This is a genomic window from Acinetobacter sp. XS-4, from assembly GCF_023920705.1.
Lineage (GTDB): Bacteria > Pseudomonadota > Gammaproteobacteria > Pseudomonadales > Moraxellaceae > Acinetobacter.
In genome coordinates, this window is record NZ_CP094657.1 from 1,277,628 (window position 1) to 1,303,028 (window position 25,401).

Genomic DNA, 25,401 nt, shown 5'->3' on the forward strand with positions numbered 1-25,401 from the left:
CATGCCACTCGGCACGATAGCTTTTGTTATCGTGCTTTAAAATTTAGGCAAAATTAATGATTACTTAAAGAAGTAGCCTGTTTCTGGTGAGCTTGCATTTGCCATACGTTTGCGTGGCATGCGACCCGCTAAAAATGCTTCACGACCAGCTTCAACAGCTTTTTTCATTGCAGAAGCCATCAAAATAGGGTTTTGAGCAGCTGCAATTGCTGTATTCATCAGCACGCCGTCACAACCAAGTTCCATGGCAATAGCTGCATCACTTGCTGTACCAACACCTGCATCGACCAAAACTGGCACTTTTGCATTTTCTTTAATAATTGAAATAGTGTGAGGGTTTAAAATACCCAAACCAGAACCAATAAGACTACCTAAAGGCATGATCGCAACACAGCCCATACTTTCAAGTTCTTGAGCAATGATCGGGTCATCAGATGTGTAGACCATAATCTCAAAACCGTCATCAATCAAAGTGCGTGCGGCTTTTAAAGTCTCAGTTACATTTGGATATAACGTTTTTTCGTCACCCAAAACTTCAAGTTTTACCAAGTTATGACCGTCTAGAAGTTCACGTGCTAACATGCAAGTGCGCACTGCGCTATCAGCATCAAAACAACCTGCGGTATTTGGCAAAATTGTATATTTTTCTGGCGGAATGACAGAGAGTAAATTCGGTTGATCTGGATTTTGTCCAATATTCACACGGCGGATTGCGACAGTTACGATTTCTGCACCACTCGCTTGAATGGCTAAATCTGTTTCATTTAAGTCTTTATATTTGCCAGTTCCTACCAATAAACGAGATTGAAAAGAACGTGAACCAATAATGAGAGGGGTGTCTTGCATGGATAACTCCGACTTAGCCGCCGCCAACAGCGTGAATAATTTCGATACGGTCATGTTGAGCAATAGTGATTTGCTCTAATTTGCTTTTAGAAACGATTTGCTGATTGTGCTCGACAGCAAATCGTTTTCCTTCAAGTGCCATTTCCTGAATGAGTTGTAACAGGTTTTGACAAGGCGTGTCCGTTAATTCGCCATTTAAATAAATTTGCATGATCACATTCCAATTATTTTGCGTATTTGAGGGCATTCCAAGCCAAAACGAGCCATCCAGCTATCATAAATGCTCCACCAATTGGGGTAATTGCCCCTAAAATTCGCGGTAATCCAAGTGCCATGATATAGAGTGAACCACAGAAGAATAAAATACCGATCTGAATCAATATGAATGGTAATTTAATGGGGAACGTAAGGATAACTTTACTTAAAATACCAAGTGCTAAGAGACCTAAAGCATGGTAAAAAAAATAGTCGGTTGCAGTATGCCACCAAACAAGTTGCTCCGGACTCGCATGAGCTTTAAGACCATGTGCTCCAAAAGCACCCAACATGACTGCAAAGGCAAGATTAAGGGCTGAAATGGCAATCCACATAACAAAAAACGCAAATGAATAATGAAGGGCAACGTTATCATAGATTGGGTTGGCTAAACATAGCCAGATAAAACAAAAGGGCTAATCGCCCTTTTATTTTTTAAACTTATTTTAGCTTGCAGACATAGCAATTTTAATTTTTTCCATTGCATTCTTTTCAAGCTGGCGAATACGCTCTGCTGATACATTATATTCGGCCGCTAATTCGTGGAGAGTAGATTTATCATCATCTAACCAGCGACGTTGTAAAATGTTACGCGAACGGTCATCTAACTGATCCATTGCATCATGTAAAGCAGATGTACTTTGCTCTTCCCAGTCTTCATTTTCAACTAAACGAGCTGGATCATAGCGGTTATCTTCAAGATATAACGCAGGCGCAGTATGTGGGGTGTCATCGTCGTCATCGCCTTGAGCTTCGAAAGCAGCATCATAAGCGGTTAAACGACCTTCCATCTCCAGAACTTGTTCTGCAGTAACATTTAAGTCATTCGCAATCGATTGAGCTTCTTCGAGCGTTAATTTTTTACTCGATTTTTTTAAACTACGTAAATTGAAAAATAATTTACGCTGTGCTTTGGTCGTTGCAATTTTGACAATACGCCAGTTACGAATAACGTATTCGTGAATTTCTGCCTTAATCCAGTGGACGGCAAAAGATACAAGACGCACACCCATGTTTGGGTCGAAACGCTTCACGGCTTTCATTAAGCCTAAATTACCTTCTTGAATAAGGTCGCCTTGTGGTAGGCCATAACCTGCATAGCTGCGCGCAATGTGAACGACGAAACGTAAATGCGACATTACCAGCATTTTTGCGGCATCTAGATCTTGGTCATAATAATAACGTTCAGCAAGTTCTTTTTCTTGCTCGGCCGTTAAAATAGGAATCTGATTGACAGTACTGATATATGCACCAAGGTTTACACCGGGCGCAGACAATGACAGGGGCATCAATTGATTGCTGCTGTCACTCATGATTTCTCCTTGTAGGATCGGATGGGATAACCAATAGATTCATCTTAATTTGAATCAGCTTCATAATTAAGGAAAATTGGGTAGAGAAATGTAAAATTTTATGCAATTTCTAATCTTTTTAGTTTATCAAAGAATCATTGAGTTTCAATTAAATAGTGAAATTCTCTTTCAGATATCTGTGTCGTCTGACACATAAAATGATGTAAACCACAGTAACGAGTTACATCTATTTCACTATGAGGGTCAGAAGATTTTAATAAGAATAGCTGTTTACCCGATACTTTTTTAAGTTCGCGTTTTAGCATTAATAACGGCATTGGACATGGTTGGCCCAAAGCATTAATTTCAATAACTGCTAGAGTAGAAGAAGTGTTGGTCATTCATTATCAAAACAACTAAAAAGATTATTCTAACAAATTTTTTTATAAACGCTGCACATTTTATAAAAGAAGAAACAAGCAATTACCTATAAAAAATATTGTAATAAGCTGTTTAAAAAAAGGACTAAAAATAGGGGGAATAATTGAAAAAAATTCTATTAATTGTCATAAACCCATGGTAAGCTCGAACCGTTTTAAGATTTACCGCACACTTAAATTGGTTTAAAAATCTTATAACAAATGGATGTAACCGGAAATTGTTGATAGTTTTACAGAATGATTACAAGCTTTAAGATTATAAATATTTTAAACACTTGTTTGCTCTGCTGTTTGCAACACCGGAAGGTCCTTTTTTCAACATCTGAGGATTGACTTATGACAGCTCGCGAACAAGGCGTAGTAAAGTGGTTTAACGACACTAAAGGTTTTGGTTTTATTCAACGTAACGGCGGTGACGACGTATTCGTTCATTTCCGTGCAATCGTTGGTGACGGCCACCGTTCTTTACGTGACGGCCAACGCGTAGAATTTAGTGTAGTACAAGGTCAAAAAGGTTTTCAAGCTGAAAACGTTCAGCCTTTAGACTAATTCATCTTTTGATGAATAATGGACGCTCCAATTTTTGAATTGGGGCGTTTTTGTTTATAGTGATCTTCTCATTAGAGAGATTGTTTGTTAGAGCACGTATTTATGACATCTGGTTTTGAAACCTTGAATTTACATCCGCAACTTAAAAAGGCGATTGATGCTTTAGGGTTTAAGCAAATGACCCCGATTCAGCAAAAGGTTTTAAAATATACGTTGGGCGGGCATGATGCTATTGGTAGAGCACAAACGGGAACAGGTAAAACTGCAGCATTCCTTATTAGTGTCATTAATGACTTATTACATAACCCGATTCAAGGGCAGCGTTTTCGTGGTGAGCCACGTGCCTTGATTTTGGCGCCTACTCGTGAGTTGGCATTGCAAATTGAAAGCGATGCGAAATTACTCACAAAATTTTCAGATTTACACATCGTGACACTGTTAGGTGGTGTAGATTTTGATAAGCAAAAGAAACAGCTAGACGCTAATTTTGTCGATATCATGGTTGCCACTCCTGGGCGTCTAATTGATTTTGTAGAACAAAAAGAAGTTTGGCTTGATCAAATTGAATTCCTTGTCATTGATGAAGCTGACCGCTTATTGGACATGGGTTTTATTCCTTCTGTAAAACGTATTGTGCGTTTTTCTCCGCGTAAAGAAGAACGTCAAACCCTTATGTTCTCGGCTACTTTTAGTTATGACGTGCTTAATTTGGCGAGACAATGGTTGTTTGAGCCAATCACTGTTGAAATTGAGCCTGAGCAAAAAACCAATAACGATGTTGAACAACGCGTTTATGTAGTGGCTAAACAAGATAAATATCGTTTGCTACAAGATATTCTGCGTGAAGAACCGATCGATAAAGTCATGATTTTCGCTAATCGACGTGATCAAGTACGCCGTCTTTATGATCATTTAAAGAGAGATGGGTATCGGGTCGGGATGCTTTCTGGTGAAATTGCTCAAGATAAGCGTTTAAAAATGTTAGAGCAGTTTAAGCAGGGTAAAAATAACGTCATGATTGCAACTGATGTTGCAGGCCGTGGTATTCATGTTGATGGCGTATCTCATGTAATCAACTATACTTTACCTGAGCAATCAGATGATTATGTGCACCGCATTGGTCGTACAGGTCGTGCTGGGTCACAAGGTGTAAGTATTAGTTTCTTATCTGAAGATGATGCTTTTTACTTGCCAGAAATTGAAAAAGCAATTGGTAAGAAATTGCCATTAACCCGGCTAGAGGGTTATTGCTAATAAAAAAATCCCAATCATTTGATTGGGATTTTTTTTGATTAATTAATTTTACAATAGAAAGTAAGTGTTGTTTGATAATCATCGTCTTTTGCTAGAGATGCATTTTTACCAGTTAAGGTGCCAATTACACCAGCTGCTGCTTCAACTATTTGACCTGTTTTCTCACTTACTACATCTTTTAATACACCGTTGTAAGTTGTTTTTTCATCTACAACAACGGGGGTAGTACTTTTTGAACAAGTTTTTTGAGCGGCAGTAATCGCATTATTTTTTGCAATTAGATTTGTTTTACCTATGCCTGTAACTTCAAATTGATTATTTTCTTTTTGAACAGCCAATGTGTTTTTAGGGGTAGTGGCACAAGCACCTAGTAATAAAACAACACTACTCAACGCACTCGCTAAAATTATTTTTTTCATGTTTCACCTAATATCGTTAATCGTCAAAAGATCTCACTATTTGAACACAAGTTTTCTAATTGATTTTGAAGACGTTGTATAAGTTTTGATGTTTTGTCTTAGAAAAATGTCAAAGTATGAATTCGTTATTTTTATGTTCTAGATACAATGGTGGATTATCTGTAGATTATGCTAATCTATTTTGAATTTTTTGAGTTAGATCAATATTAATGACGGATTCAGCAACACAAATAATTCATCAGAATATTCACCAACGTCAATCTATTGGGCAATTGATTGAGCCTGCACCGAATGCAGATCAATTAGAGTTGGCTTTTCAAGCTGCGTTAACTGCTCCTGACCATCATAGACTTAAACCAACACGTTTTGTCGTTATCGAAGCTGAACAACGTGGTGCTTTTGGTGAGGTTTTAGCGAAAGCATTGGCTGACTTAGGTGAAACTGACTCAGCGCAACTTGAGCGAGTTAAGCAACATCCTTTTCGCGCGCCCTTACTTATTTTAGCGCTTACGCAATTGCAAGATCATCCTAAGGTTCCACATTTTGAACAGATTTTAAGTACTGGGGCTGCCGTACAAAATCTCTTATTGTCTTTACAAGTTCAAGGTTTTTCTACGATGTGGCGTAGTGGTGCTGTTGTCGAATCAAACTGGTTAAAACAGCATTTAGGATTGCAACCACATGATTTAATTTCAGGTATTATTTATGTGGGCACGGCAGCTAAAGCGATTGCACCACGGGCAGATATTGAAAGTAAAGAATTCGTAAAAGTTTGGCAGGCATAGAAGTCTGTAGAAGTAAGAAATAGGATAATAAAGCATGACTGAATTTAAGTTTACAGATTTAGTGGAACCTGTTGCGGTCGATAAAAAAACGGCATTACGTATTACTGTTTTAGGTGGAGGCAGCTTCGGTACGGCTATGGCGAACTTAGCTGCACGTAATGGTTGTGACACCATGATCTGGATTCGGGATGCTGATACAGCAGAAGAAATCAATAAAACCCATATTAATAAACGCTATTTGCCAGACTTTGTTTTGGAGTCATCATTACGTGCTGTGTGTGACCTAGAACAAGCAGTGTGTGATCGAGATATTATTTTGGTGGCCATTCCTAGCCATTCATTTCGTGATGTATTAAAGCAAATAGCCCCTTTTATTACTGCACAGGCGGTTGTTTCTTTAACGAAGGGTGTCGAGGCTAAAACTTTTAGTTTTATGAGCGATATTATTCGTGAAGAATTACCAGAAGTTCCTTATGGGGTGTTGTCTGGTCCAAATCTCGCTAAGGAGATTATGGCGGGCATGCCATCTGGTACTGTTATTGCCAGTGATTCTGAACTCGTTCGTTATGCTGTACAGCATGCTCTTCATAGTGCTTTATTCCGAGTTTTTGGTAGTGATGATGTGCATGGCGTTGAACTGGGCGGGGCGCTTAAAAATATTTATGCCGTTGCAATGGGAATTGGCGCTGCCTACAAAATTGGCGAAAACACCAAGAGTATGATTTTAACGCGTGCTTTGGCAGAAATGAGTCGTTTTGCAGTCAAACAAGGGGCAAATCCATTAACGTTCTTAGGTTTATCTGGCGTTGGTGATTTATTTGCAACCTGTAATAGTCCATTAAGCCGTAATTATCAAATAGGTTATGCTTTGGGTTCAGGCAAAACACTTGATCAGGCGAGTAAAGAGTTGGGGCAAACCGCTGAAGGAATTAACACGATTGTTCAGGTGCGTGGTAAAGCAGAAGAGCTAGACGTATATATGCCTATTACCAATGCTTTATATGAGGTTATCTTTGAAGGGGCGCCTCCTTTAAATATTGCCTTATCTCTCATGAAAAATGGGCACCGTAGTGATGTTGAGTTTGTTTTACCTCATCATGAAGTCTGAAGAAGAAATGTCATAAATTACGGTTATAATGCAAGAATTATTAATAAGGAATATTTATGCAACTGACATTGGTTCGTCATGGGGAAGCCGCTCCTCCAGTAAATGGTAATGACACTAAACGTCCACTTACCGCTCGTGGGCATGCTCAAGCTGAGCAGACAGCAACATTTTTAAAAGATATTGTTAAGCCTGATATTTTTGTAGTGAGTCCATTATTGCGTGCTCAAGAGACATTGGCGCATATTCAAACTTACTTTAAAGATGTTCCTGTGCTGCTATGCGATAAAATTAAACCAGATGATAATGCAAAAGAAGCAGTTGAGTGGTTGTCTCAGGTTCCGTACGAGTCAATTGTAGTCGTGTGTCATATGAATGTAGTAGGGCATATGGCCGAACTACTGACTCATGAAAACTTTAATCCATTTGCACTTGCCGAAGCTCGAATTTATGATCAGGCTGTGATTGCTACTGGTTTATCAACACAAAAAAATAGTTTTGTACCCACAATATAATTAAAAAGGTCATTTAGCCCATTATGCTGTATTTATGGATGCCTGAAACCAATGGAATATGGCATTGGTCTAACGGAGAAAATTGGTCGCAGGCAGCAAGTCTTGATCAATTAATACAAGACCTGCAATTACATCAAGGAAAAGAAGCTGTCATCTTTTTCCCTAGTCGCCATGCTCAGGTATTCCAACAGCACATGGCAAAGTCTCATTACAAGCAACTAGGGGCAGATGGTGTTAAATATTTGCTTGAAGAGTTTGTGACTTTGCCGATTGATCATATGAAAGTGGTTCATCATTTTCATGCTGATCAATTAACTGTATTGGGGGTTGCAAAAACAACAGTAGAAACGTGGCAGCATGCAATGGCTTTGCTACCTATTAAACTCGTTGCTTTATTGCCAGACTTTCTAATTTTACCGGAACCTCAAGAGCAGCAAGTGGTCTTATGTAATATTGACCAAAAATTACTTGTGCGTGAAAGTAAATGGGTGGGTAATTCACTAGATGATCTAGGGTTGTTTTTAGAGTTCCAGCCAATTGAAACGCACTATCAATATAGTGGTTTGACAACAGAGCAACTAGAAAGCTTGATGGCAGCTTCAAGTGTCGAGCAACGTTCAGAATTTATTTATCAATTTCAAGGTTTAGATAAACCTAAACAGCATCCTTTTAATGTTCTGCCTAAAGCTAAAGGGCAAGAGCAAACTGTTTCAGGTTATTGGAAAGCGTGTGCCGCTGTAATTTTGGCAATTATAGTGGTTCAGTTTAGCTATGATTTATTGCGCTGGGTAAAGTTAAAAAGTGTGGCGAATCAAACTGCTGAGCAGACGATTGAGCAATATAAATATTGGTTTGGTTCCTCTAGTCGTGTAAATGAACAAAACATAAAAAGCCAATTTGAAAGTCATTTACGCATGAGCAAGCAAGGTGATACACAAGCACTTTCTTTATTGAGTCGTGTTGGGCCTATTTTGATGCAAAGACAAATTTTAGCTCAGCAGTTAAATTATGATGCTTCAATACTAACTATGGCATTAAAAGCAAAATCGGCAGACGATTTGCAAGCTTTAACTCAGCAACTTAACCAGCAAGGTTTTAAAGCAGAGCTCGGTAATGTTCAAGCTGATGGTGGTGGGGCAATTGGGGTGGTGAAAATACAATAATGAAAATGATAACTCAATTGCAAAACCGCTTTGATCAGTGGGTCGAACAAATCGTTCAATATTTAGATCGTTTAACTATCCGTGAACGTATTATGGTGGTCTTTACTACAATCTTTGTAGTCGTGGCTATTGTAGGGGCTTCACTTTGGAAAATGCATTCTTTGGCAGAGCAACAACAACAACGCTTAAATGATTTAAAAGATTTGATGGTATGGATGCAGAGTAATGCCGTTACCATGAAGCCAGCCAATGAACTTGAATTGGGTCAATCGGAAAAAATACAACGAGTAGCTCAGCAACAAGGCTTAACGGTCACTTCTCAACAAAATGGTGAGCAGTTACAAATTATTGTTACTCATCAGAATTATGCAATTTTAGCAAACTTTTTAACCCAACTTGCTCAAATGGGCTTAAGTATTCAAAAAATGGAAATGGTTTCAAGTGGCGGACAGATTAAATTAACAGCGACAGTTCAATAACACATTAAAATATGCTGTTCTTAAGCATGGTGTTTTGTGCTACCTGTGCCTATAATATGCCTACCTAAAATCAGTAGATTGTGATTGGTATGTTATATTCACTTGCTCGCCCGATGTTGTTTAGTTTAGCACCAGAGCGTGCCCATGAATTAACATTATCTATGCTTGATAAAGCACATAAGTTCGGCCTGCTACGCCAGAGCGTAGAATCAAAACCAACAACCTGTATGGGAATTGAATTTCCAAATCCGGTAGGTTTAGCGGCTGGGCTTGATAAAAATGGTGCACATATTGATTCTTTAGCTGGACTGGGTTTCGGTTTTATTGAAATTGGAACAATTACACCTCGTCCGCAGTCTGGTAATCCACAGCCACGCTTGTTTCGTATTCCTGAAGCGAAAGCCATTATTAACCGAATGGGTTTTAATAATGATGGTGTTGATAAGCTCGTTGAGAATGTCAAAGCTTCAAAATTTAAAGGAATTCTAGGTATTAATATTGGTAAGAATGCAGATACGCCTGTAGAAAAGGCTGTTGATGATTACCTGATTTGCCTTGAGAAAGTTTATAACTACGCTTCTTATATTACCGTTAATATTTCATCTCCAAATACCAAGAACTTAAGAAGTTTACAAAGTGGTGATGCATTAACTGAATTATTGCAAACATTAAAAGAAAGACAACTTGAGCTTGCCGAGCAATATAACCATTATGTTCCTTTAGTTTTAAAAGTTGCACCTGATTTAACAGCGGAAGATGTTGAGTTTATTGCAGCGCAATTACTGCAATTTAAAATTGATGGTTTAATCGTTACCAATACGACTTTATCTAGAGAAGGTGTAGAAAATCTTCCTTATGGTAATGAGGCGGGCGGCTTATCAGGTGCGCCTGTTTTCGAAAAAAGTACCGAATGCTTACGTTTATTTGCCCAAACGTTAAAAGGACAAATCCCGTTAATTGGTGTGGGTGGAATTTTGTCGGGTGACCAAGCAGCAGTCAAACAGCAAGCTGGAGCAACATTAGTACAGATCTATAGCGGATTGATTTACACAGGTCCTATATTAGTAAAGCAATGTGTTGCAGCTATGACTTAAGTGAATATGAACACAATTGATATCATTATTCTGATACTTTTGCTCATTGGGGGGCTAAACGGTTTGCGACAAGGATTTATCAAAGCCTTTGCGAACTTGGTAGGATGGATCATTGCATTAATTATGGGTGCAAAATATGCTGTCCTCCTTGCGCCGTCCATGTCGGGTTTAAGTCATGATCCGGTTGTTCAAAAAATTGCAGCTTTCGCATTTATAGCACTTATGATCATTGTTTTAACATGGATCGTCACTGCTTTTTTAAATGGCCTCTTGAAAAGTCTAAAATTGGGGCCATTAAATCGTTTAGCAGGTGGTGCTTTTGGTTCCTTAAAAGGCTTGTTAGTTGTGTTGATTACAATGCAGGGCGTAGGGCCTTGGGTTGAAAGTTCACCAAACTGGAAACAGTCCATACTTATACAATTTTTACTGCCTTATGCGCCTTTAGCGACCGAGTTGTCTAAAGATGCAGCGAGTGAGGCATTTCATCAAATAACATCTGGAGGTAGTGCATCAAGCACTCCTTCAAAAACAATGGACGAATCGGAAGATTTAGAAAACCGATCCGACCATTCGACAAAGAATCCTTTTTATTAATTCCTAGCTTGTCTGCGAGGTTGCTATGTGTGGAGTTGTTGGTATAGCCGGTAAATCGCCAGTGAACCAAATGTTGTTTGATGCTTTAACGATGTTGCAACATCGTGGGCAAGATGCAGCTGGAATAGTAACCTGCCATGAAGGCCGTCTTTTCCTTCGTAAGGATAACGGTATGGTGCGTGATGTTTTTCATACTCGTCATATGAGAGCATTACTTGGTAATTATGGTATTGGCCATGTACGTTACCCAACTGCTGGTTCTGCTAGCAGTGCTGAAGCACAACCATTTTATGTGAACTCACCTTACGGTATTACGCTTGCGCATAATGGTAATTTAACCAATGCTGAAGATATTCATGATGACCTGTTTAAAACAGATTTACGTCATATGAATACGGACTCTGACTCAGAAGTTCTTTTGAACGTATTTGCGCATGAGTTGCAGAAGAATGGTACTTTAAATCCTACACCAGATGATATTTTCCACACAGTTTCTCGTGTACACGAGCGCTGTCTTGGCGCATATGGCGTAGTGGCGATGATTACTGGCCATGGTCTAGTTGGTTTCCGCGATCCAAATGGTATTCGTCCACTCATCTATGGTTCACGTATGACTGAACAAGGCGAGATGGAATACATCATCGCTTCTGAATCAGTTGCTATTACAGCTCTTGGTTTTAAAATTGAGCGTGACATTGAACCAGGTGAAGCAATTTTTATTACTGCTGATGGTGAATTGTACTCAAGACAATGTGCAGCTAATCCAAAATACCGTCCATGTATTTTTGAATATGTTTACTTTGCGCGTCCTGATGCCATTATTGATGGAATTTCAGTTTATAAAGCACGTTTAAAAATGGGTGAAAAGCTTGCTCATAAAATTTTACGTGACTGGGGTGAGGACCATGATATTGATGTGGTTATTCCAATTCCAGATACGAGCCGTACTTCAGCATTAGAGCTTGCAAATATTCTAGGTGTGAAGTTCCGTGAAGGTTTTATGAAAAACCGTTACATCGGTCGTACCTTCATTATGCCAGGCCAGCAACAACGAAAAAAATCAGTACGCCAGAAATTAAACCCTGTAGAACTTGAGTTTAAGGGTAAGAATGTACTACTGGTTGATGACTCGATTGTTCGTGGTACAACCTGTAATGAAATCATTCAGATGGCACGTGATTCTGGTGCGAAAAAAGTATACTTTGCATCAGCTGCACCTCAGGTTATGTATCCAAACGTTTACGGTATCGATATGCCTGCTAAAACTGAGCTAATTGCATCAGAGCGCAGTGTAGAAGAGATCCAAGAAATTATTGGTGCTGATCGTTTGGTTTTCCAAGAACTGGAAGACTTGAAAAATGCTGTACGTACTAGCAAAGTGCCTGATCTAACTGAGTTTGATTGCTCTGTATTTGATGGAATCTATGTCACAGGTGATATTGATGGTGCTTATCTAAATAATTTGGAGCAGAAGCGTAATGATTCTGCGAAAAAGAAAAAAGATGGTTACATTGATGTTAATGTTGACGCAGCTTCTGTCGATTTAACAGGCATTAAAGAAGAATAGAAATAGCTGAAAAAAGCGGGTGTTTCCCGCTTTTTTCTTTTATGATGAAAACTAACAATGTAATTGGGAATATTTACATTGAAAGAAGTAAGCCACTATCTAATCGAAAATAAGAATATGGCATGGTCCATCACTATGTGTTTGGTTGCTGTGCTGCTTACCATTTTTATCTTAAATTTAATTTTAGGTTTACTCGTCCATTTTTTTGATTATAGTCAGCCTATCTGGTGGCACACCTTAAGTCCTTATTTCGTCGCGCTATTGCTTTTTATTATGGTTTGGTCGGTAGTTACTGAACTTTATATCTTGCGTAAAGGTGGACATTCTTTAGCAAAGCAACTTAAAGCACGTTGTCTAGTAAAAGAAGAAAGTACGCCAGAAGAACTTGAAGCATTAAAAATTACTGAATATTTGGCGCAAAATTTTTCACTTAAAGTTCCAACCTTATATGTTTTACCTGATGAAGTTGGTGTAAATGCACTTACAGCAGGTTTTCACCCTAAAGATATTGTGATTATTTTGACGTGGGGTGCTCTGCAAAACCTAGATAAACTTGAGCTATATGGTTTATTGGGCCATGAGTTTAACCAGATTTTATCAGGTGAAGCTGTTGAGAATACTAAATTAAAGATTTTATATAGTGGATTAACAACGTTTAGTCAGTGGGGCAGTAAATTAGCCAAACAAGGCTTTAAGCGCTATAGCCCAGGTTATAAACATAAATTTGAAACCGTTTTTGTTGCGGTGGGTGGTGTCATTTGGCTGGCTGGAAGCTTAGGTGTATTAATTACCCGATTTATTAAATATTTAACCTTAAGTGGTCGTACATTTCGTAATGACCAAAAAACGGTACGATTATTAAAAAATAGCGCCAATACTCAGACTTTATTGCGTATTTATGTTCACCATTCTGGTTCACAAATTCATAGTGCTTATTCTGAGTCAATCGCGCATATGTGTTTTGCAAACTCTCTTAGCCCTCAAAGCTGGATGAATATTCACCCGAGCATTCGTGCACGGATTTATGAGTTAAATCCAACTTTGCTCCAAGATTTACAATTAGAAAATTTAAAAAAACTCCGTAATCGTCCGTTATTTAGCTTATTTCATTTTTTAGAGGAATCTGAGAAAGAAATTTATGTTCCGTGGTCATCTCCACAACCTTTGCCTTTACTACGGTTGTCACCGATTAGTTTTGCATTAAATGATGCTATTAAGCCTCTTAGCAGTGATGTGCGTCGAAATAAAAAGCGCCCTGAGCTCATTCAGCGTGCGCTACAAACTGCTACGGGTTCTCGTGAGGTAATGGTCGCTATTTTGATGATTCGTCAATATCGAGAATTTATCCCTAAAGATGCGCCAGTGAGTCATGCGATTATTGATGCCTTGTTAAATCTTGATGGACGTATTCATATTCAGATATTTCATGATGCTTGTAAAAACATTGGGCATATGCCAGCAAGTATTGCGCGGCAATTTCTAACAAAGCTAGCGCTCATTATTCAAGAAGATGGCGAAATTGGTTTGCTAGATGCACTTTTGTTGGAGCGAGTTAAATATGAATTGAATTTGATGCCATTACATTTGCCAACAGCACTTGAAGAAGTCAAACCTCAAATTGTTCGTTTGATTGATGCTTTGCTTCATGTTCAACAAATTAATAGCCCAAATCAGTTAGAAGTACGTGAACGTATTTTACGTTCGCTACTCAATCCAGATGAAATGTATGTCTATGATGAGATTTCGGATGAGCCTTTAGATTTGGCCGAAATTTTAAATGATATTGCGGGTTTATTGTTGCGTGACCGTCTTGGTATTTTGGCGATTGCAGAAATGTGCTTATGGAGTGATCGTATTATCACGCAAGATGAGCTAGATGTACTTGAATTGCTTTATTGGCGTTTTGGCTTTGAGACAGAAGAAATTGTTGAGCAAATGCAAAAAAGAAATAGTGTTATGATTATTTAAAAGACATCTACGATTATAAAAACAACTGAACGAAATAAAACACTGAAAAAAAAACTGAAGCCCGTTAGAATGTAGTTTGAGTAGAGGTATTGATTCACACATGATTGGGCAGCAAAGAAATATACTGGCAACTTTAGGAATTGATTTGTGGATTCCTAAGACACAGACATGCCAAAAAAATAATGCTCAAAGCCTTTGGCGAGATCATGTGGTTGAAGAAACTGAACCGATGATATTGCCTTCTGTAGAACCAATAGTTTTTGAACAGCCCACAAAGCCACAAATTAACGATATTCCAAAAGTTGAACCTGAAATTGTGGCACCAGTTTCAATGCCGGTTCAACCTGTTATAGAACCTCGTAATGAATTGCAAGCACCTATTATTAAGATTACATCATTTGAGTTACAGGCTTTTTCTCTTGAAAAATGTGTTATTTTTTTAGATGTTACCCATTTAGGTGAAGAAGAAAAACACCTTTGGATTAACATACAAAAAGCAAAAATAGGGCAATATGCTGAATTAAAATGGCCTTTCCCTTTAGCTACTTATCAAGATCAGCGGGGTGCTGGTTCATATATACAAGGCTTCTTAGATGCTGTTGCAGCTGAGAAGAAAATATTGTGTTTGGGTGACTGTTCTTACATTCAACACACCAATATTATTCATTTAGCAAGCTTAAAAGAGATGCTGGAGAAACCACTCCTTAAAAAAAGGTTATGGAAATTAATGCAAGATAACAACGAGTAGTAGGGATTTACATGAAAAAAGTTGTAGTTTTTAGTCAAATTGATGAAGAAATTTTGTCTCGATTACAACAGGATTATCATGTTGTAGTTCTTAACCCTAAATTGGGTGATATTAATGAGCAGATACGACAACACGTTGTAGATGCTGACGGGATGATTGGTGCAGGACGGTTGCTCAATGAAAATAACCTCGCACCAGCCCAAAAACTAAAAATTATTTCATCTGTAACGGTGGGCTATGACAATTATGATCTGGATTATTTAAATCAAAGAAAAATCTGGTTATCAAATACGCCTCATGTTTTAACAGAAACAACAGCTGATCTTGCTTTTACATTATTACTAAGCGCTGCTAGAAAAGTTCCTTTTCTTGATCATTGGACTAAACAAGGTGAATGGAAAAGAACTGTAGGGCCTCAGCAGTTCGGTTTGGACGTTTTTGGAAAGACATTAGGTATTATTGGACTTGGTAATATTGGTGCTGCAATTGCACGTCGTGGTTTTTATGGGTTTAACATGAATATTGTTTACCATAATCGTCGTGAAAAGCCTGAATTAGCTGAACCGTTAAATGCAGAATATCTTGATTTAGATCAATTGCTACAGCAGTCTGATTTCGTGGTCACTGCCGTTGATTTAAATAATGAATCAAAAGCCTTAATGGGTAAAGCTCAGTTTGAGCTTATGCAAAAACACGCTATTTTTATTAATATTGCGCGCGGTTCGGTAGTTGATGAACAAGCTTTGATTGAGGCTTTGCAGCAAAATCAGATCTTTGCTGCTGGGTTAGATGTGTATGAAAAAGAACCTTTACAAGATTCAGCACTTTTTAAATTACCAAACGTAGTCACTTTACCTCATGTCGGTTCAGCTACTGCTGAAACCCGTAAAAAAATGGCAAATCTTGCCTATAAAAATCTGGTTGAAGCTTTAGAGGGTAAAACACCTAGATATCTGGTAAACCAAAACTTTATATAAGTGATGAATAACACTTCATTGCAAAACTAGTCGATTTCGAGTGATATAGTAAAAGTCTATTGATTGAAAATCATTTTTTATGGTTTACATCAGTAGGCTTTTTTTATGGTTTGATTTTAATAGAGAAAAACTTTTGAGATTTTTGCCAGTTATTTTAAGTGCGACTTTTATAGCAAATGCTGCGTATGCACAGTCTTTCGACCCTCAGCCATCTGCGAATCAGGTGGAAATTCCGAATATCGGAAGTGGAATAGGCTTGCTTGATCAACAAAAAGAAAAATTTATTGGTGAAAAAGTATTCCGTGAAGTTCATAAGCAAATGCCAGTTCTCCAAGATGTCTGGCTCGAAGACCAATTTTTCCAAGTATTTTCAAGTATTTTGAGTGAGACTCAACTTGGTCAGCCTATTGGTCTGGTTGTTATTAAAGATCCACAAATTAATGCTTTTGCTGTTCCTGGTGGCCTATTTGCGCTTAATACTGGGCTTATTGCTTCAGCTCGCAATATTGATGAAATTGCTGGGGTTATGGCGCATGAAATTGCACACGTATCACAAAGGCATTTTAGTCGTTCAGAGGAAGCCTTTAAGGGGCAAACTTTATTAAGTTTAGCTGGGCTTTTGGCAGGTGTGGCCATCGCAGCACAGGGCGGTGGAGATGCAGGAGCAGCAGTGATGTTGGGAACACAGGCTGCACTAATGGATCAACAATTAACATATAGTCGAAATCAGGAACGTGAAGCAGACCGTATTGGCATGCAATATATGTATGCAGCAGGTTATAACCCGCAAAGTATGGCAGACTATTTTGAAACAATGCACCGTGCGACGAGTCGGGTAAGTTTTTTACCAGATTTCTGGCTGACTCATCCATTGACGACTGAGCGCATGAGTGAAGCTCGACTTCGTGCGAACCAGATGCCTAAAGTCAAAAATCGTATATATGATGCCGATTTTGAAATTTTAAAATGGTACACAATGGTGGTTTCAAATCAGGCTACTGAAAACCAACTACAGAGTTTGGCCTCTCAAAAAAATATTGCTGGTCTTATTGCTTTGGCAGCTTTTTACGTAAAACAAGGTGATTATGCACAGGCACAATCCACCTTAGATCAAGCAAAAACGAGTGGAAAACCTCTTGTTACGCTATTGCAGACTGATATTTATCTGGGGCAAAACAAGCTGGATCAGGCATATACTTCAATTGCTTCAACACAAATGACTATGCCGGAAAATAGAGCTTTTAGTTATAAATTGGCTGAAGTTTTGCTACGGCAAGGTAAATTTGCGCAAGTTCAAACTCTCGTTCAACGATTTATTAATAAAAACCCAAGAGATATACAAGGTTGGCAATTTTTACAGCAAGCTGCTAATTTGGACAAGGCTGGATCATTAAGAGCAGTCAACGTTTTACGCTATCGAGCGGAAGCTGAATATTGGTCGGGGAGTGAGGAAAATGCAATTAAATCGATGTTGCATGCTCAGCGATTAGCAAAAGACAATCAAGCCATGTCGGCTAGAATAGACAGTAGATTAAAGCAAATGCAAGATGAGCGAAGAATGAAAATTTAAAGATATATCTTTAAAAATTTTCAGATATGCAAATATTCGCAAACTAAAAGGAATTTTGGTTTGAAGGAATATAAAATTTAAGAGAGAAATTAAGCTAATTTAGCTTTAATTTTTGCTGAAACTATAGAAGGATCGGCACGCCCGGCTATGATCGGACGTAGAGAATTCATCACCTTACCCATATCTTTCATGCTAGTTGCTTCTTGAGCAGAAATCGTTTGCTCAATGAGAGAATCAAGCTCTTCCTCAGTCATAGCTTCTGGTAGAAACTGGGATAAAATCTCAGCTTCGGCTTGTTCTTTACTAGCTAAATCATCACGACCAGCACCTTCAAAGGCTTTGATCGATTCTTTACGTTGTTTAATTTGCTTTTCAATGACCGCAAGAACCTGAGCGTCGCCAAGCTCTATGCGTTCATCGACTTCGATTTGCTTAATTGCTGCTTGTAGACTACGCAAAACCGTCACTGTTGCCATATCTTTGGCACGCATAGAAGTTTTTAATGCATCAGTAATTTGGTTTTTTAAAGTAGTCATAATTCAGCAGTCAATCACAAATTAATTAGTAAAGGCGAGTAGTACGTACAGATTCGCGAGCCAATTTCTTTTGGTAGCGTTTAACTGCAGCAGCTTTTTTGCGCTTACGTTCTTGAGTTGGTTTTTCGTAGAATTCGCGTTTACGAACGTCAGCTAAAACACCAGCTTTTTCGCATGAACGTTTGAAACGACGGATAGCTACGTCAACTGGTTCGCCTTCTTTCAACTTAACTTGTGGCATGTAAAATCCTCTAGATTATGGATAAGATCAAGCACACTATTGTGCCGGATCACAAGTGAAGGTCAGTATTTTACTCATTTACAACTCATATCACAAGTCTATAATAGCGATTGCAATATTTTGACTCATATAAAAGGCAGTTTTGATGATTGTTTTAGGCTTGGAAACTTCTTGTGATGAAACAGGGTTGGCACTTTATGATAGCGAACTCGGCTTGCGGGGACAGGTTCTTTATAGCCAAATTAAACTTCATGCCGAATATGGTGGGGTAGTACCTGAACTTGCTTCTCGTGACCACGTTCGTAAATTAATTCCTTTAATGAATCAACTGCTTGAACAAAGCGGAATAAAAAAGCAAGAGATTGATGCGATTGCTTATACGCGTGGTCCTGGCTTAATGGGAGCCTTAATGACAGGGGCTTTATTTGGAAGAACCTTAGCTTTTTCTTTAAATAAACCTGCCATTGGTGTCCACCATATGGAGGGACACATGTTGGCACCTCTACTCTCAAGTCAACCACCCGAATTTCCATTTGTTGCTTTATTAGTTTCAGGTGGGCATACACAGTTAATGGCAGCCCACGGTATTGGTCAATATGAGCTTTTAGGTGAATCTATTGATGATGCGGCAGGGGAAGCTTTTGATAAAGTTGCAAAAATGATGAGTTTGCCATACCCAGGTGGTCCTAATATTGCGAAATTGGCTTTAAGTGGTAATCCTTTAGCGTTTGAATTTCCGCGACCAATGCTTCACCAAGGCCTAGATTTTTCTTTTAGTGGTTTAAAAACAGCTGTTTCTGTGCAATTGAAAAAATTGAATGGTGAAAACAGAGATGCTGACATTGCTGCTTCATTCCAAGAAGCAATTGTAGATACCTTGGTAAAAAAATCAGTAAAAGCCTTAAAGCAAACTGGACTTAAGCGTCTAGTTATTGCTGGTGGAGTAAGTGCAAATTTACGACTACGTGAACAGTTGGAAACCTCATTAGCTAAAATTAAGGCACAAGTTTATTATGCAGAACCTGCTCTTTGTACTGATAATGGGGCAATGATTGCTTTTGCAGGCTATCAACGCTTAAAAGCCGGCCAACAGGATGGTTTGGCTGTAACCACAACACCACGTTGGCCAATGACTGAGTTGTCTATTCCTGAATAAAACTATTCATCTTCAAAGGCCTGTTGGTTTTCGACATCAATGTATTCGATATACCCACGGCCTTGAACTTCATTACCGAAATAATTACCGGTAAATATATAACTACTTGCATAACCTCGCCCATGACCGTAGCGGATTGGGCAGTCAATTTCTGCTTGAATATTTAAAATTATTTGTTTCGCTTCATTTCGAGCAATCCACGAAAAGAATTTAGGAAGTCGCATCTTTTGCCCAGTCGGTGAGATGTAATTATCTACTTGATGGGAAATAACATCAAAACTGACATCTGTATAAATTTCTGCGGGTTGATCAAGATATCTAATATGCAAAGTATATGCAGCAGTCTTTCCTGCTATATCTGCTTTGGTAAGAAGAAGTTGAGTGGTCTCATTTAAATTGATAATTTGATAAGTAAAAAAATCAAGCGGCAGCTTATAAGCATCAGGAATAAGTTTATTTGCGATGGAGTGAGCTCCAACTGCTCGAGCATACTCGTAAGTGCAGAGTCCCTCACTTTCAATCCTTTCTGATTGATAGCTTAAGAAGCCTTTAAACTTTGCCAATAAACTAAAATGATCATAAATCGGTGTTTTTATAAACCAAGAAACATGCGAGGTGACATCAATATCAAAGTCGAAATCAAGACCCTCATAATGTCCATGAACGTGAATTTGTGGGAATTTTCCTTGAATTGAAATTTCCTGTCCTAGTTCGATTAAACTTCCATCTTTAGTAATTTTTGTATCTTCAGGAATGACATAAGCCTTAAGCAAAGCTTTCTCTACCGCGGCGGTACTTGAAAAGAGTGTAGCTGTTTTTCTAGGGTTTCCATGAATTATGTCATCATGATCAAATGCAAGAGCACCTGGGGTGCCTAATAAAATCATAATATTTAAATAGCGATGCGGCTCAGGCAAAAGTGGAAAAAAGATACCGTAATGTGTCCAGCTATAATATTTTTCATTAACTCGGGGCTGGATGATATGAGGCTGAGAAAAAGGAAGAGTTGAGTGTTTTTCTGCTTTATCTATAACACTTTGTGCGAGCAATAAGCTTTGACCTAAAACTTTGCTGCCTATAGAAATTTTGGGCAATTGTTTTTTCATATATAAACCTAAATGAGGATAGGACTATCTTTGTTTTAGGTTATGAAAAACAACTGTCAAAACTAAGCGGTTTTCAGGCCAAAGCTAAGGCTTTCCGGGACATTTTATTTAATTGTTAGACAACTCTTTTAAGCCATTTAAACCAATCCAGTGCTTAGAAAACTGATATGCAGCACGACCTGAACGCTGACCACGCATTTGACACCAACGTAAACTTTCAGCACGAACTTCATCATTAAAAACCATGTCTGCTTTATGAATGTAATGCTCTACGATTTCTAAATATAGACTCTGGTCCATTGGATAAAAAGATAGCCATAAACCAAAACGATCTGACAAAGAGATCTTTTCTTCAATCGCTTCTTGTGGGTGTAATTCAGTGTATTGTGGAACATCAACTCTAGTTACAGGTGTATTCTCATGCATGAATTCTGGTAATAAATGACGACGGTTACTGGTTGCATAAATAATAAAATTACTTGAACCAGACTGTAAGGAACCATCTAATACACTTTTTAAACTACGGTAATTTTCATCTTCAGCATTAAACGCTAAGTCATCACAATACACGATGTATTTTTCAGGTCGGTTTTGAATGAGTTTCTGAACTTTAGGTAAATCTGCTAAGTCATCACGCTCAATTTCAATTAAACGTAATCCTTGCGGAGCATATTCAGTCAATAAAGCACGAACAATAGATGACTTTCCTGTACCACGTGAGCCAGTTAAAAGCACATCATTTGCGGGTAGACCATTTAAAAACTGCAAAGTATTTTGAATGATTTTCTCTTTTTGACGTTCAATGCCTTTTAAGTCATCCAGATAAATATTTTTGGGTGTATAGATAGCTTTAAGTTGCTGATTTTCCCATCTAAAAGCTGGTGCATTAAAATCTGTCTCTTGTTTAGGTTCAGGTAAGACCTGCTGTAACTGATTTAATACAAGTGATAATGTTTGAACTAAATTATCTGGTAAATCAATGGTAGCCATGGTAAGTCAATCATGTTAAACAGTAATTTACTAGGATACTAACACCGAAATTAACAGGCTGACAAAAAAGTTATTGTCTATACAGTTTATCGGTTTTGCAATTGATTGAAATCTTCAGACCGCGCATAGTGTTGTTGTGTCTATTCAGTAAAATCATCTGTGAAGATGAGGACGAAATATGTTTGAAAAAATACGAAGTGATATGAATCCGCATCAGGCCTACCGTATCAAAAAATTACAACGTCAATTAGACATGGCTGAATCTTATGAAGAGTGGAAGTCTTTTGCATTAAAACTAGATGAAGAAACAGGGGTACAAGAGTGGAAGTTTGATAATAGTTCGCCTTACTTTGATGCAGAGCTTATTTCTTATAGATACACTTTACTGAAAAGATATCGTCAGCAACATCGAACGCTAGATCTTATTTATTTACTCAAAGAAGGCCTAACCTACGATATTGCAAACATTGGCCACCCTATGCTGTTTGCTGCAACGCATGTGGGAACAAAAAAGTTAATTGAAGATTATATTGAAGAAGTTAGCCAAAGCTTGGCCTATATTGCTTCAAGTGAATGTATTACTTTCCAACGCAAAGAAAAAATTGAGTTTTTTGAAAATTGTGAAAAAGCATATGGCCAACCAGCCCTTATGTTCTCGGGTGGGGCGACTTTAGGTCTTTTTCACACAGGTGTGTGTAAAGCATTAATTGAACAAGATTTAATGCCTAAAGTATTATCTGGCTCAAGTGCTGGAGCAATTATGACGGGCATGCTCGGAACTTCTGCCAGTGAAGATGTTCAAAATTTATTAAATGGAGAACAATTCTTTAGTGATGCTTTTCATTTTAGAAAACTTCGGGAACTCATTAAAGGAAATGGTGGAATTGCCGATGTGCACTACTTGAAAAAATTCCTTGTTGAAAATCTGGGTGATCTTACTTTTGAAGAAGCTTTTAAAAAATCAGGTTTAAACATTAATGTTGCAGTTGCACCTTACGATGCAACAGAAAACCCGCGCATCATGAATGCCATTATGACGCCTAATGTTTTAGTGTGGAGTGCTGTGTTGGCTTCATGTGCAGTACCTGTGCTATTTCCACCCGTACGTTTAACCAGTAAACGTTATGACGGTGAACACACGCCTTATATGGCAAATACAAAATGGGTAGATGGCAGTGTAAGAAATGATTTTCCGCAAGAAAGAATGGCACGACTTTATAATTTAAATTACACCATCGCCAGTCAGGTAAACCCACATGTTGTTCCATTTATGCAGAATGATGCAGACCGCTTTCGTAAAGACGTTTTAAGTTGGCCTGAACGGATTTTAAGACGTCAAGGTAAAGTGCTATCCATGGGGCTTATGGACTTTACACGTCAAAGACTTGGTTCTATTTCTCCAATTAGACGGTTACTCGATCATGGCTATGGTGTAATGGGGCAGCGTTATTATGGTGATGTGAATATCATTGCTAAATATGGCTTGAGTCACTATACCTATACTTTACAAAACCCACGTCCACATTTGTTCAAACGTTTGCAACGAGAAGGGGAGCGTGCGACTTGGCCAAAAATTTCTTCGATTGAGACCCATGCTCGTATTGGCAAGACGATTCAGCATTGTTTAGAAGTTTTACGTTTTGAAGAAAAGCAACAACAGCCTGAGTCTTACTATGCTGAAGCATGATTTTGCTTCGCATGTAGAAAGTTTAAAAAATGTGATAAATCCTACAAGTGCCGCTTTAGGGCGGTATCTATGGACATGCAGCATAGATAACAAAGACTATTGGTTAAAATATCATTTACCGAAAACAGATGTTCAAAGTGAGCAAGATTTCATTCGAGAACAATTGTTTTACGAAGAAATTACTCATAAGAAACCTGCGTGGCTTTTGCCCTATAAAATAATTGAAGTTAGTGCCATTCCTCAGTTAACCCATTCTTTAGGTACAGTTTTAGTTTTACCTGATACTGATTTGTGGTTTGGCTCATTGCCTCATGAAGCTGATGTATATCATACGATTTGGTTCGCGTTAGATAAGCTCGCAGAACTCCATAGATTTGGTTGGATTCATGGAGATATTAAGAAAGAGCATTTTCGAAAGTTTCAGCAAAACCCTTATTTGATTGATTTTGAGAAAGCCCGACTTATATCGCGCTCAGATTCAAGAATGGATGCTACACCACGATATATGGCTCCAGAGCTGTTTAGAGGTGCTTCTAAGGATATACAAAGCGATTTATATGCATTTGGTATCGTTTTATATGAATGGTTAACCCAAACTCGCTTAGAAGCAGGGAGTTACTATGAGTGGGCAGTATTGCATTGCCAAAATTTAACCATTCAATTACCCACACAATTTATGAATTTTTATCCATTACTTTTAGGTTTATTGCAAAAAAAGCAGCAAAATCGATTCTTAAATGCTGCTGAAGCAATCAATTGCTTAAAAATAGTTTGAATCTGATAAAAATCATTGCTCTAGTTTCTGTATACAAATTACACGGTCAGTTTTTTTTAGAAAAAAAACACTTGTCACTGCAAGTTCTTATCGCTAATATACACAGCCATCGGGGGCGTGGCGAAATTGGTAGACGCACTGGATTTAGGTTCCAGCGCCGCAAGGTGTAAGAGTTCGAGTCTCTTCGCCCCCACCACTTTAAGTTAAAACTTAAAGTTTAATATGGATGTTAAGGCATCTATATTTTGGAAGAGGATTGGTGTAATGGTAGCATGACGGTCTCCAAAACCGTTCGTCAAGGTTCGAGTCCTTGATCCTCTGCCACATTTATTTTAAATAAATGTCCCAGATGGGGGCGTGGCGAAATTGGTAGACGCACTGGATTTAGGTTCCAGCGCCGCAAGGTGTAAGAGTTCGAGTCTCTTCGCCCCCACCATTAAAAGAAGCAAGACGATGTTCTTGCTTTTTTTATGATTAAATTATTGGTTGTTTAATCATAAAGATAGAGGATTGGTGTAATGGTAGCATGACGGTCTCCAAAACCGTTCGTCAAGGTTCGAGTCCTTGATCCTCTGCCAATGATTTAAAAAAGAAGCTCCTCTTTAGGAGTTTTTTTATTGCCCGAATTTTAAAGCTCAAATTATTTCATCTCTTTGTTTATATATTATTCTGTCATTTGATAAGTTATAACCAACTTATTCTTCTGCCCACTTATATTTTATCTAATCAGATATAAGTTGTTGGTTAAGTAGGGAATATACTAAGTTTTTAGTTGTCTTATTAAGTTATTGTTTTTCGGTTTTTTATTATAATTTATAAATTTTTTTTCATAAAAAGCTTGAATAGAAATTTATTTCAGGTATCATGCTCTTAACTAGAAAAAAGTCTTGTTAGTAAATCTTCTTTAAAGTATCGTAGTTTTAGTCATAATCCTTCGTTTTTTAAGATCTTAACTCAATTTGTTATTCTTTTTTCAAAGTTATGTTAGTGTCATTATTAAATGATGCTAAAATATTAGAAATCAGTAGGATATATCATGTCTAATACAGTAAGCGGTACAGTAAAATGGTTTAACGAAACTAAAGGTTTCGGTTTCATTCAACAAGACAATGGTCCAGACGTGTTTGCACACTTCAAAGAGATCTCTGGTTCAGGTTTCAAAACTTTGCACGAAGGTCAACGTGTAACGTTTACTGTTACTCAAGGTCAAAAAGGCCCAAATGCTGTAAATATTATTCCACAATAATATTTCAGTAAGAAAAAAAGCACTATTTAGTGCTTTTTTTATTT

Annotated in this window: 28 protein-coding genes and 4 tRNA genes; 22 read left to right on the forward strand and 10 right to left on the reverse strand. The window is 38.0% G+C overall.

Annotated elements, in window-relative coordinates:
• Nucleotides 1-60 precede the first annotated feature (60 nt).
• From MMY79_RS05935 to MMY79_RS05955, 5 genes are all read right to left on the reverse strand, one after another.
• On the reverse strand, nt 61-846 hold the full coding sequence (locus tag MMY79_RS05935; protein ID WP_001154366.1) for a thiazole synthase: 786 nt from the start codon (nt 844-846) through the stop codon (nt 61-63).
• A gap of 13 nt (nt 847-859) precedes the next feature.
• The gene (thiS, locus tag MMY79_RS05940) at nt 860-1,057 is read right to left on the reverse strand and encodes a sulfur carrier protein ThiS (RefSeq protein ID WP_004791249.1); all 198 of its coding nucleotides are present in this window, start codon (nt 1,055-1,057) and stop codon (nt 860-862) included.
• 13 nt (nt 1,058-1,070) lie between these two features.
• Nucleotides 1,071-1,436 carry a DUF423 domain-containing protein gene (locus MMY79_RS05945; RefSeq protein ID WP_004643452.1) on the reverse strand — a complete coding sequence of 122 codons (366 nt, stop codon included), beginning with the start codon at nt 1,434-1,436 and terminating at the stop codon, nt 1,071-1,073.
• 111 nt (nt 1,437-1,547) lie between these two features.
• Complete coding sequence (gene rpoH / locus MMY79_RS05950) at nt 1,548-2,414, reverse strand: RNA polymerase sigma factor RpoH (protein WP_004791254.1); 867 nt, start codon at nt 2,412-2,414, stop codon at nt 1,548-1,550.
• A gap of 134 nt (nt 2,415-2,548) precedes the next feature.
• Nucleotides 2,549-2,794 (reverse strand): sulfurtransferase TusA family protein, encoded by a 246-nt coding sequence (locus MMY79_RS05955; protein WP_252612512.1) that lies wholly within the window; start codon nt 2,792-2,794, stop codon nt 2,549-2,551.
• A gap of 375 nt (nt 2,795-3,169) precedes the next feature.
• Here MMY79_RS05955 and MMY79_RS05960 point away from each other — a divergent pair, with 375 nt between their 5' ends.
• A complete protein-coding gene (locus MMY79_RS05960) occupies nt 3,170-3,382 on the forward strand; it encodes a cold-shock protein (RefSeq protein WP_000126912.1) in 213 nt (70 codons plus the stop codon).
• A gap of 102 nt (nt 3,383-3,484) precedes the next feature.
• Nucleotides 3,485-4,636 (forward strand): ATP-dependent RNA helicase RhlB, encoded by a 1,152-nt coding sequence (gene rhlB, locus MMY79_RS05965; RefSeq protein WP_252612513.1) that lies wholly within the window; start codon nt 3,485-3,487, stop codon nt 4,634-4,636.
• A gap of 38 nt (nt 4,637-4,674) precedes the next feature.
• Here rhlB and MMY79_RS05970 read toward each other — a convergent pair whose 3' ends face one another.
• A complete protein-coding gene (locus MMY79_RS05970; protein WP_252612514.1) occupies nt 4,675-5,055 on the reverse strand; it encodes a hypothetical protein in 381 nt (126 codons plus the stop codon).
• 209 nt (nt 5,056-5,264) lie between these two features.
• Here MMY79_RS05970 and MMY79_RS05975 point away from each other — a divergent pair, with 209 nt between their 5' ends.
• The 12 genes from MMY79_RS05975 to MMY79_RS06030 all read left to right on the forward strand — a co-directional run bounded on the left by MMY79_RS05975 (nt 5,265) and on the right by MMY79_RS06030 (nt 17,620).
• Nucleotides 5,265-5,840, forward strand: coding sequence for a nitroreductase (locus MMY79_RS05975; protein WP_252612515.1), 576 nt, complete (start codon nt 5,265-5,267; stop codon nt 5,838-5,840).
• A 34-nt stretch (nt 5,841-5,874) separates the two neighbouring features.
• The gene (locus MMY79_RS05980) at nt 5,875-6,948 is read left to right on the forward strand and encodes an NAD(P)H-dependent glycerol-3-phosphate dehydrogenase (RefSeq protein WP_252612516.1); all 1,074 of its coding nucleotides are present in this window, start codon (nt 5,875-5,877) and stop codon (nt 6,946-6,948) included.
• A gap of 56 nt (nt 6,949-7,004) precedes the next feature.
• Complete coding sequence (locus MMY79_RS05985) at nt 7,005-7,460, forward strand: phosphoglycerate mutase family protein (protein ID WP_252612517.1); 456 nt, start codon at nt 7,005-7,007, stop codon at nt 7,458-7,460.
• A gap of 23 nt (nt 7,461-7,483) precedes the next feature.
• Nucleotides 7,484-8,623: a type II secretion system protein GspL gene (gene gspL / locus MMY79_RS05990; RefSeq protein ID WP_252612518.1), complete on the forward strand. Its 1,140-nt coding sequence runs from the start codon at nt 7,484-7,486 to the stop codon at nt 8,621-8,623.
• Nucleotides 8,623-9,102, forward strand: a complete 480-nt coding sequence (gspM, locus tag MMY79_RS05995; protein WP_252612519.1) for a type II secretion system protein GspM — start codon at nt 8,623-8,625, stop codon at nt 9,100-9,102. The genes gspL and gspM overlap by 1 nt, the downstream gene beginning before the upstream one ends.
• Before the next feature lie 89 nt (nt 9,103-9,191).
• Nucleotides 9,192-10,196 carry a quinone-dependent dihydroorotate dehydrogenase gene (locus MMY79_RS06000; RefSeq protein WP_252612520.1) on the forward strand — a complete coding sequence of 335 codons (1,005 nt, stop codon included), beginning with the start codon at nt 9,192-9,194 and terminating at the stop codon, nt 10,194-10,196.
• Nucleotides 10,197-10,202: 6 nt separating this feature from the next.
• Nucleotides 10,203-10,790 carry a CvpA family protein gene (locus MMY79_RS06005; RefSeq protein WP_198079786.1) on the forward strand — a complete coding sequence of 196 codons (588 nt, stop codon included), beginning with the start codon at nt 10,203-10,205 and terminating at the stop codon, nt 10,788-10,790.
• Nucleotides 10,791-10,815: 25 nt separating this feature from the next.
• Nucleotides 10,816-12,357, forward strand: a complete 1,542-nt coding sequence (gene purF / locus MMY79_RS06010) for an amidophosphoribosyltransferase (protein ID WP_252612521.1) — start codon at nt 10,816-10,818, stop codon at nt 12,355-12,357.
• Between the two features lie 78 nt (nt 12,358-12,435).
• A complete protein-coding gene (locus MMY79_RS06015) occupies nt 12,436-14,325 on the forward strand; it encodes a M48 family metalloprotease (protein WP_252612522.1) in 1,890 nt (629 codons plus the stop codon).
• A 100-nt stretch (nt 14,326-14,425) separates the two neighbouring features.
• Entirely contained in the window at nt 14,426-15,073 is a 648-nt protein-coding gene (locus MMY79_RS06020; RefSeq protein WP_252612523.1) for a hypothetical protein, read from the forward strand.
• An 11-nt stretch (nt 15,074-15,084) separates the two neighbouring features.
• Nucleotides 15,085-16,050, forward strand: a complete 966-nt coding sequence (locus MMY79_RS06025) for a D-glycerate dehydrogenase (RefSeq protein WP_252612524.1) — start codon at nt 15,085-15,087, stop codon at nt 16,048-16,050.
• Between the two features lie 142 nt (nt 16,051-16,192).
• Nucleotides 16,193-17,620, forward strand: coding sequence for a M48 family metalloprotease (locus tag MMY79_RS06030; protein WP_252613447.1), 1,428 nt, complete (start codon nt 16,193-16,195; stop codon nt 17,618-17,620).
• A gap of 89 nt (nt 17,621-17,709) precedes the next feature.
• Here MMY79_RS06030 and MMY79_RS06035 read toward each other — a convergent pair whose 3' ends face one another.
• Together MMY79_RS06035 and rpsU are read right to left on the reverse strand one after the other, a co-directional pair.
• Nucleotides 17,710-18,156, reverse strand: coding sequence for a GatB/YqeY domain-containing protein (locus tag MMY79_RS06035; RefSeq protein WP_003650763.1), 447 nt, complete (start codon nt 18,154-18,156; stop codon nt 17,710-17,712).
• Nucleotides 18,157-18,181: 25 nt separating this feature from the next.
• On the reverse strand, nt 18,182-18,397 hold the full coding sequence (gene rpsU, locus MMY79_RS06040) for a 30S ribosomal protein S21 (protein ID WP_001136722.1): 216 nt from the start codon (nt 18,395-18,397) through the stop codon (nt 18,182-18,184).
• A gap of 145 nt (nt 18,398-18,542) precedes the next feature.
• Here rpsU and tsaD point away from each other — a divergent pair, with 145 nt between their 5' ends.
• Nucleotides 18,543-19,553, forward strand: a complete 1,011-nt coding sequence (gene tsaD / locus MMY79_RS06045) for a tRNA (adenosine(37)-N6)-threonylcarbamoyltransferase complex transferase subunit TsaD (protein WP_252612525.1) — start codon at nt 18,543-18,545, stop codon at nt 19,551-19,553.
• Nucleotides 19,554-19,555: 2 nt separating this feature from the next.
• Here the strand turns inward: tsaD and MMY79_RS06050 are convergent, their stop codons facing one another.
• Together MMY79_RS06050 and MMY79_RS06055 are read right to left on the reverse strand one after the other, a co-directional pair.
• Nucleotides 19,556-20,659, reverse strand: coding sequence for a DUF6670 family protein (locus MMY79_RS06050; RefSeq protein ID WP_252612526.1), 1,104 nt, complete (start codon nt 20,657-20,659; stop codon nt 19,556-19,558).
• A 108-nt stretch (nt 20,660-20,767) separates the two neighbouring features.
• The gene (locus tag MMY79_RS06055; protein ID WP_252612527.1) at nt 20,768-21,649 is read right to left on the reverse strand and encodes an ATP-binding protein; all 882 of its coding nucleotides are present in this window, start codon (nt 21,647-21,649) and stop codon (nt 20,768-20,770) included.
• Nucleotides 21,650-21,827: 178 nt separating this feature from the next.
• Between MMY79_RS06055 and MMY79_RS06060 the strand changes: the two genes are divergently transcribed.
• From MMY79_RS06060 to MMY79_RS06090, 7 genes are all read left to right on the forward strand, one after another.
• Nucleotides 21,828-23,336 (forward strand): DUF3336 domain-containing protein, encoded by a 1,509-nt coding sequence (locus MMY79_RS06060; protein WP_252612528.1) that lies wholly within the window; start codon nt 21,828-21,830, stop codon nt 23,334-23,336.
• Nucleotides 23,323-24,111 (forward strand): serine/threonine-protein kinase, encoded by a 789-nt coding sequence (locus MMY79_RS06065; protein ID WP_252613449.1) that lies wholly within the window; start codon nt 23,323-23,325, stop codon nt 24,109-24,111. Before MMY79_RS06060 ends, MMY79_RS06065 begins: the two co-directional genes overlap by 14 nt.
• A gap of 111 nt (nt 24,112-24,222) precedes the next feature.
• Nucleotides 24,223-24,307 (forward strand) — tRNA-Leu (locus MMY79_RS06070).
• A gap of 54 nt (nt 24,308-24,361) precedes the next feature.
• Nucleotides 24,362-24,435, forward strand: a tRNA-Trp gene (locus MMY79_RS06075).
• Between the two features lie 27 nt (nt 24,436-24,462).
• Nucleotides 24,463-24,547, forward strand: a tRNA-Leu gene (locus tag MMY79_RS06080).
• A 68-nt stretch (nt 24,548-24,615) separates the two neighbouring features.
• Nucleotides 24,616-24,689 (forward strand) — tRNA-Trp (locus tag MMY79_RS06085).
• Nucleotides 24,690-25,147: 458 nt separating this feature from the next.
• Nucleotides 25,148-25,357 (forward strand): cold-shock protein, encoded by a 210-nt coding sequence (locus MMY79_RS06090; RefSeq protein ID WP_003650775.1) that lies wholly within the window; start codon nt 25,148-25,150, stop codon nt 25,355-25,357.
• The last annotated feature ends 44 nt before the right edge of the window (nt 25,358-25,401 follow it).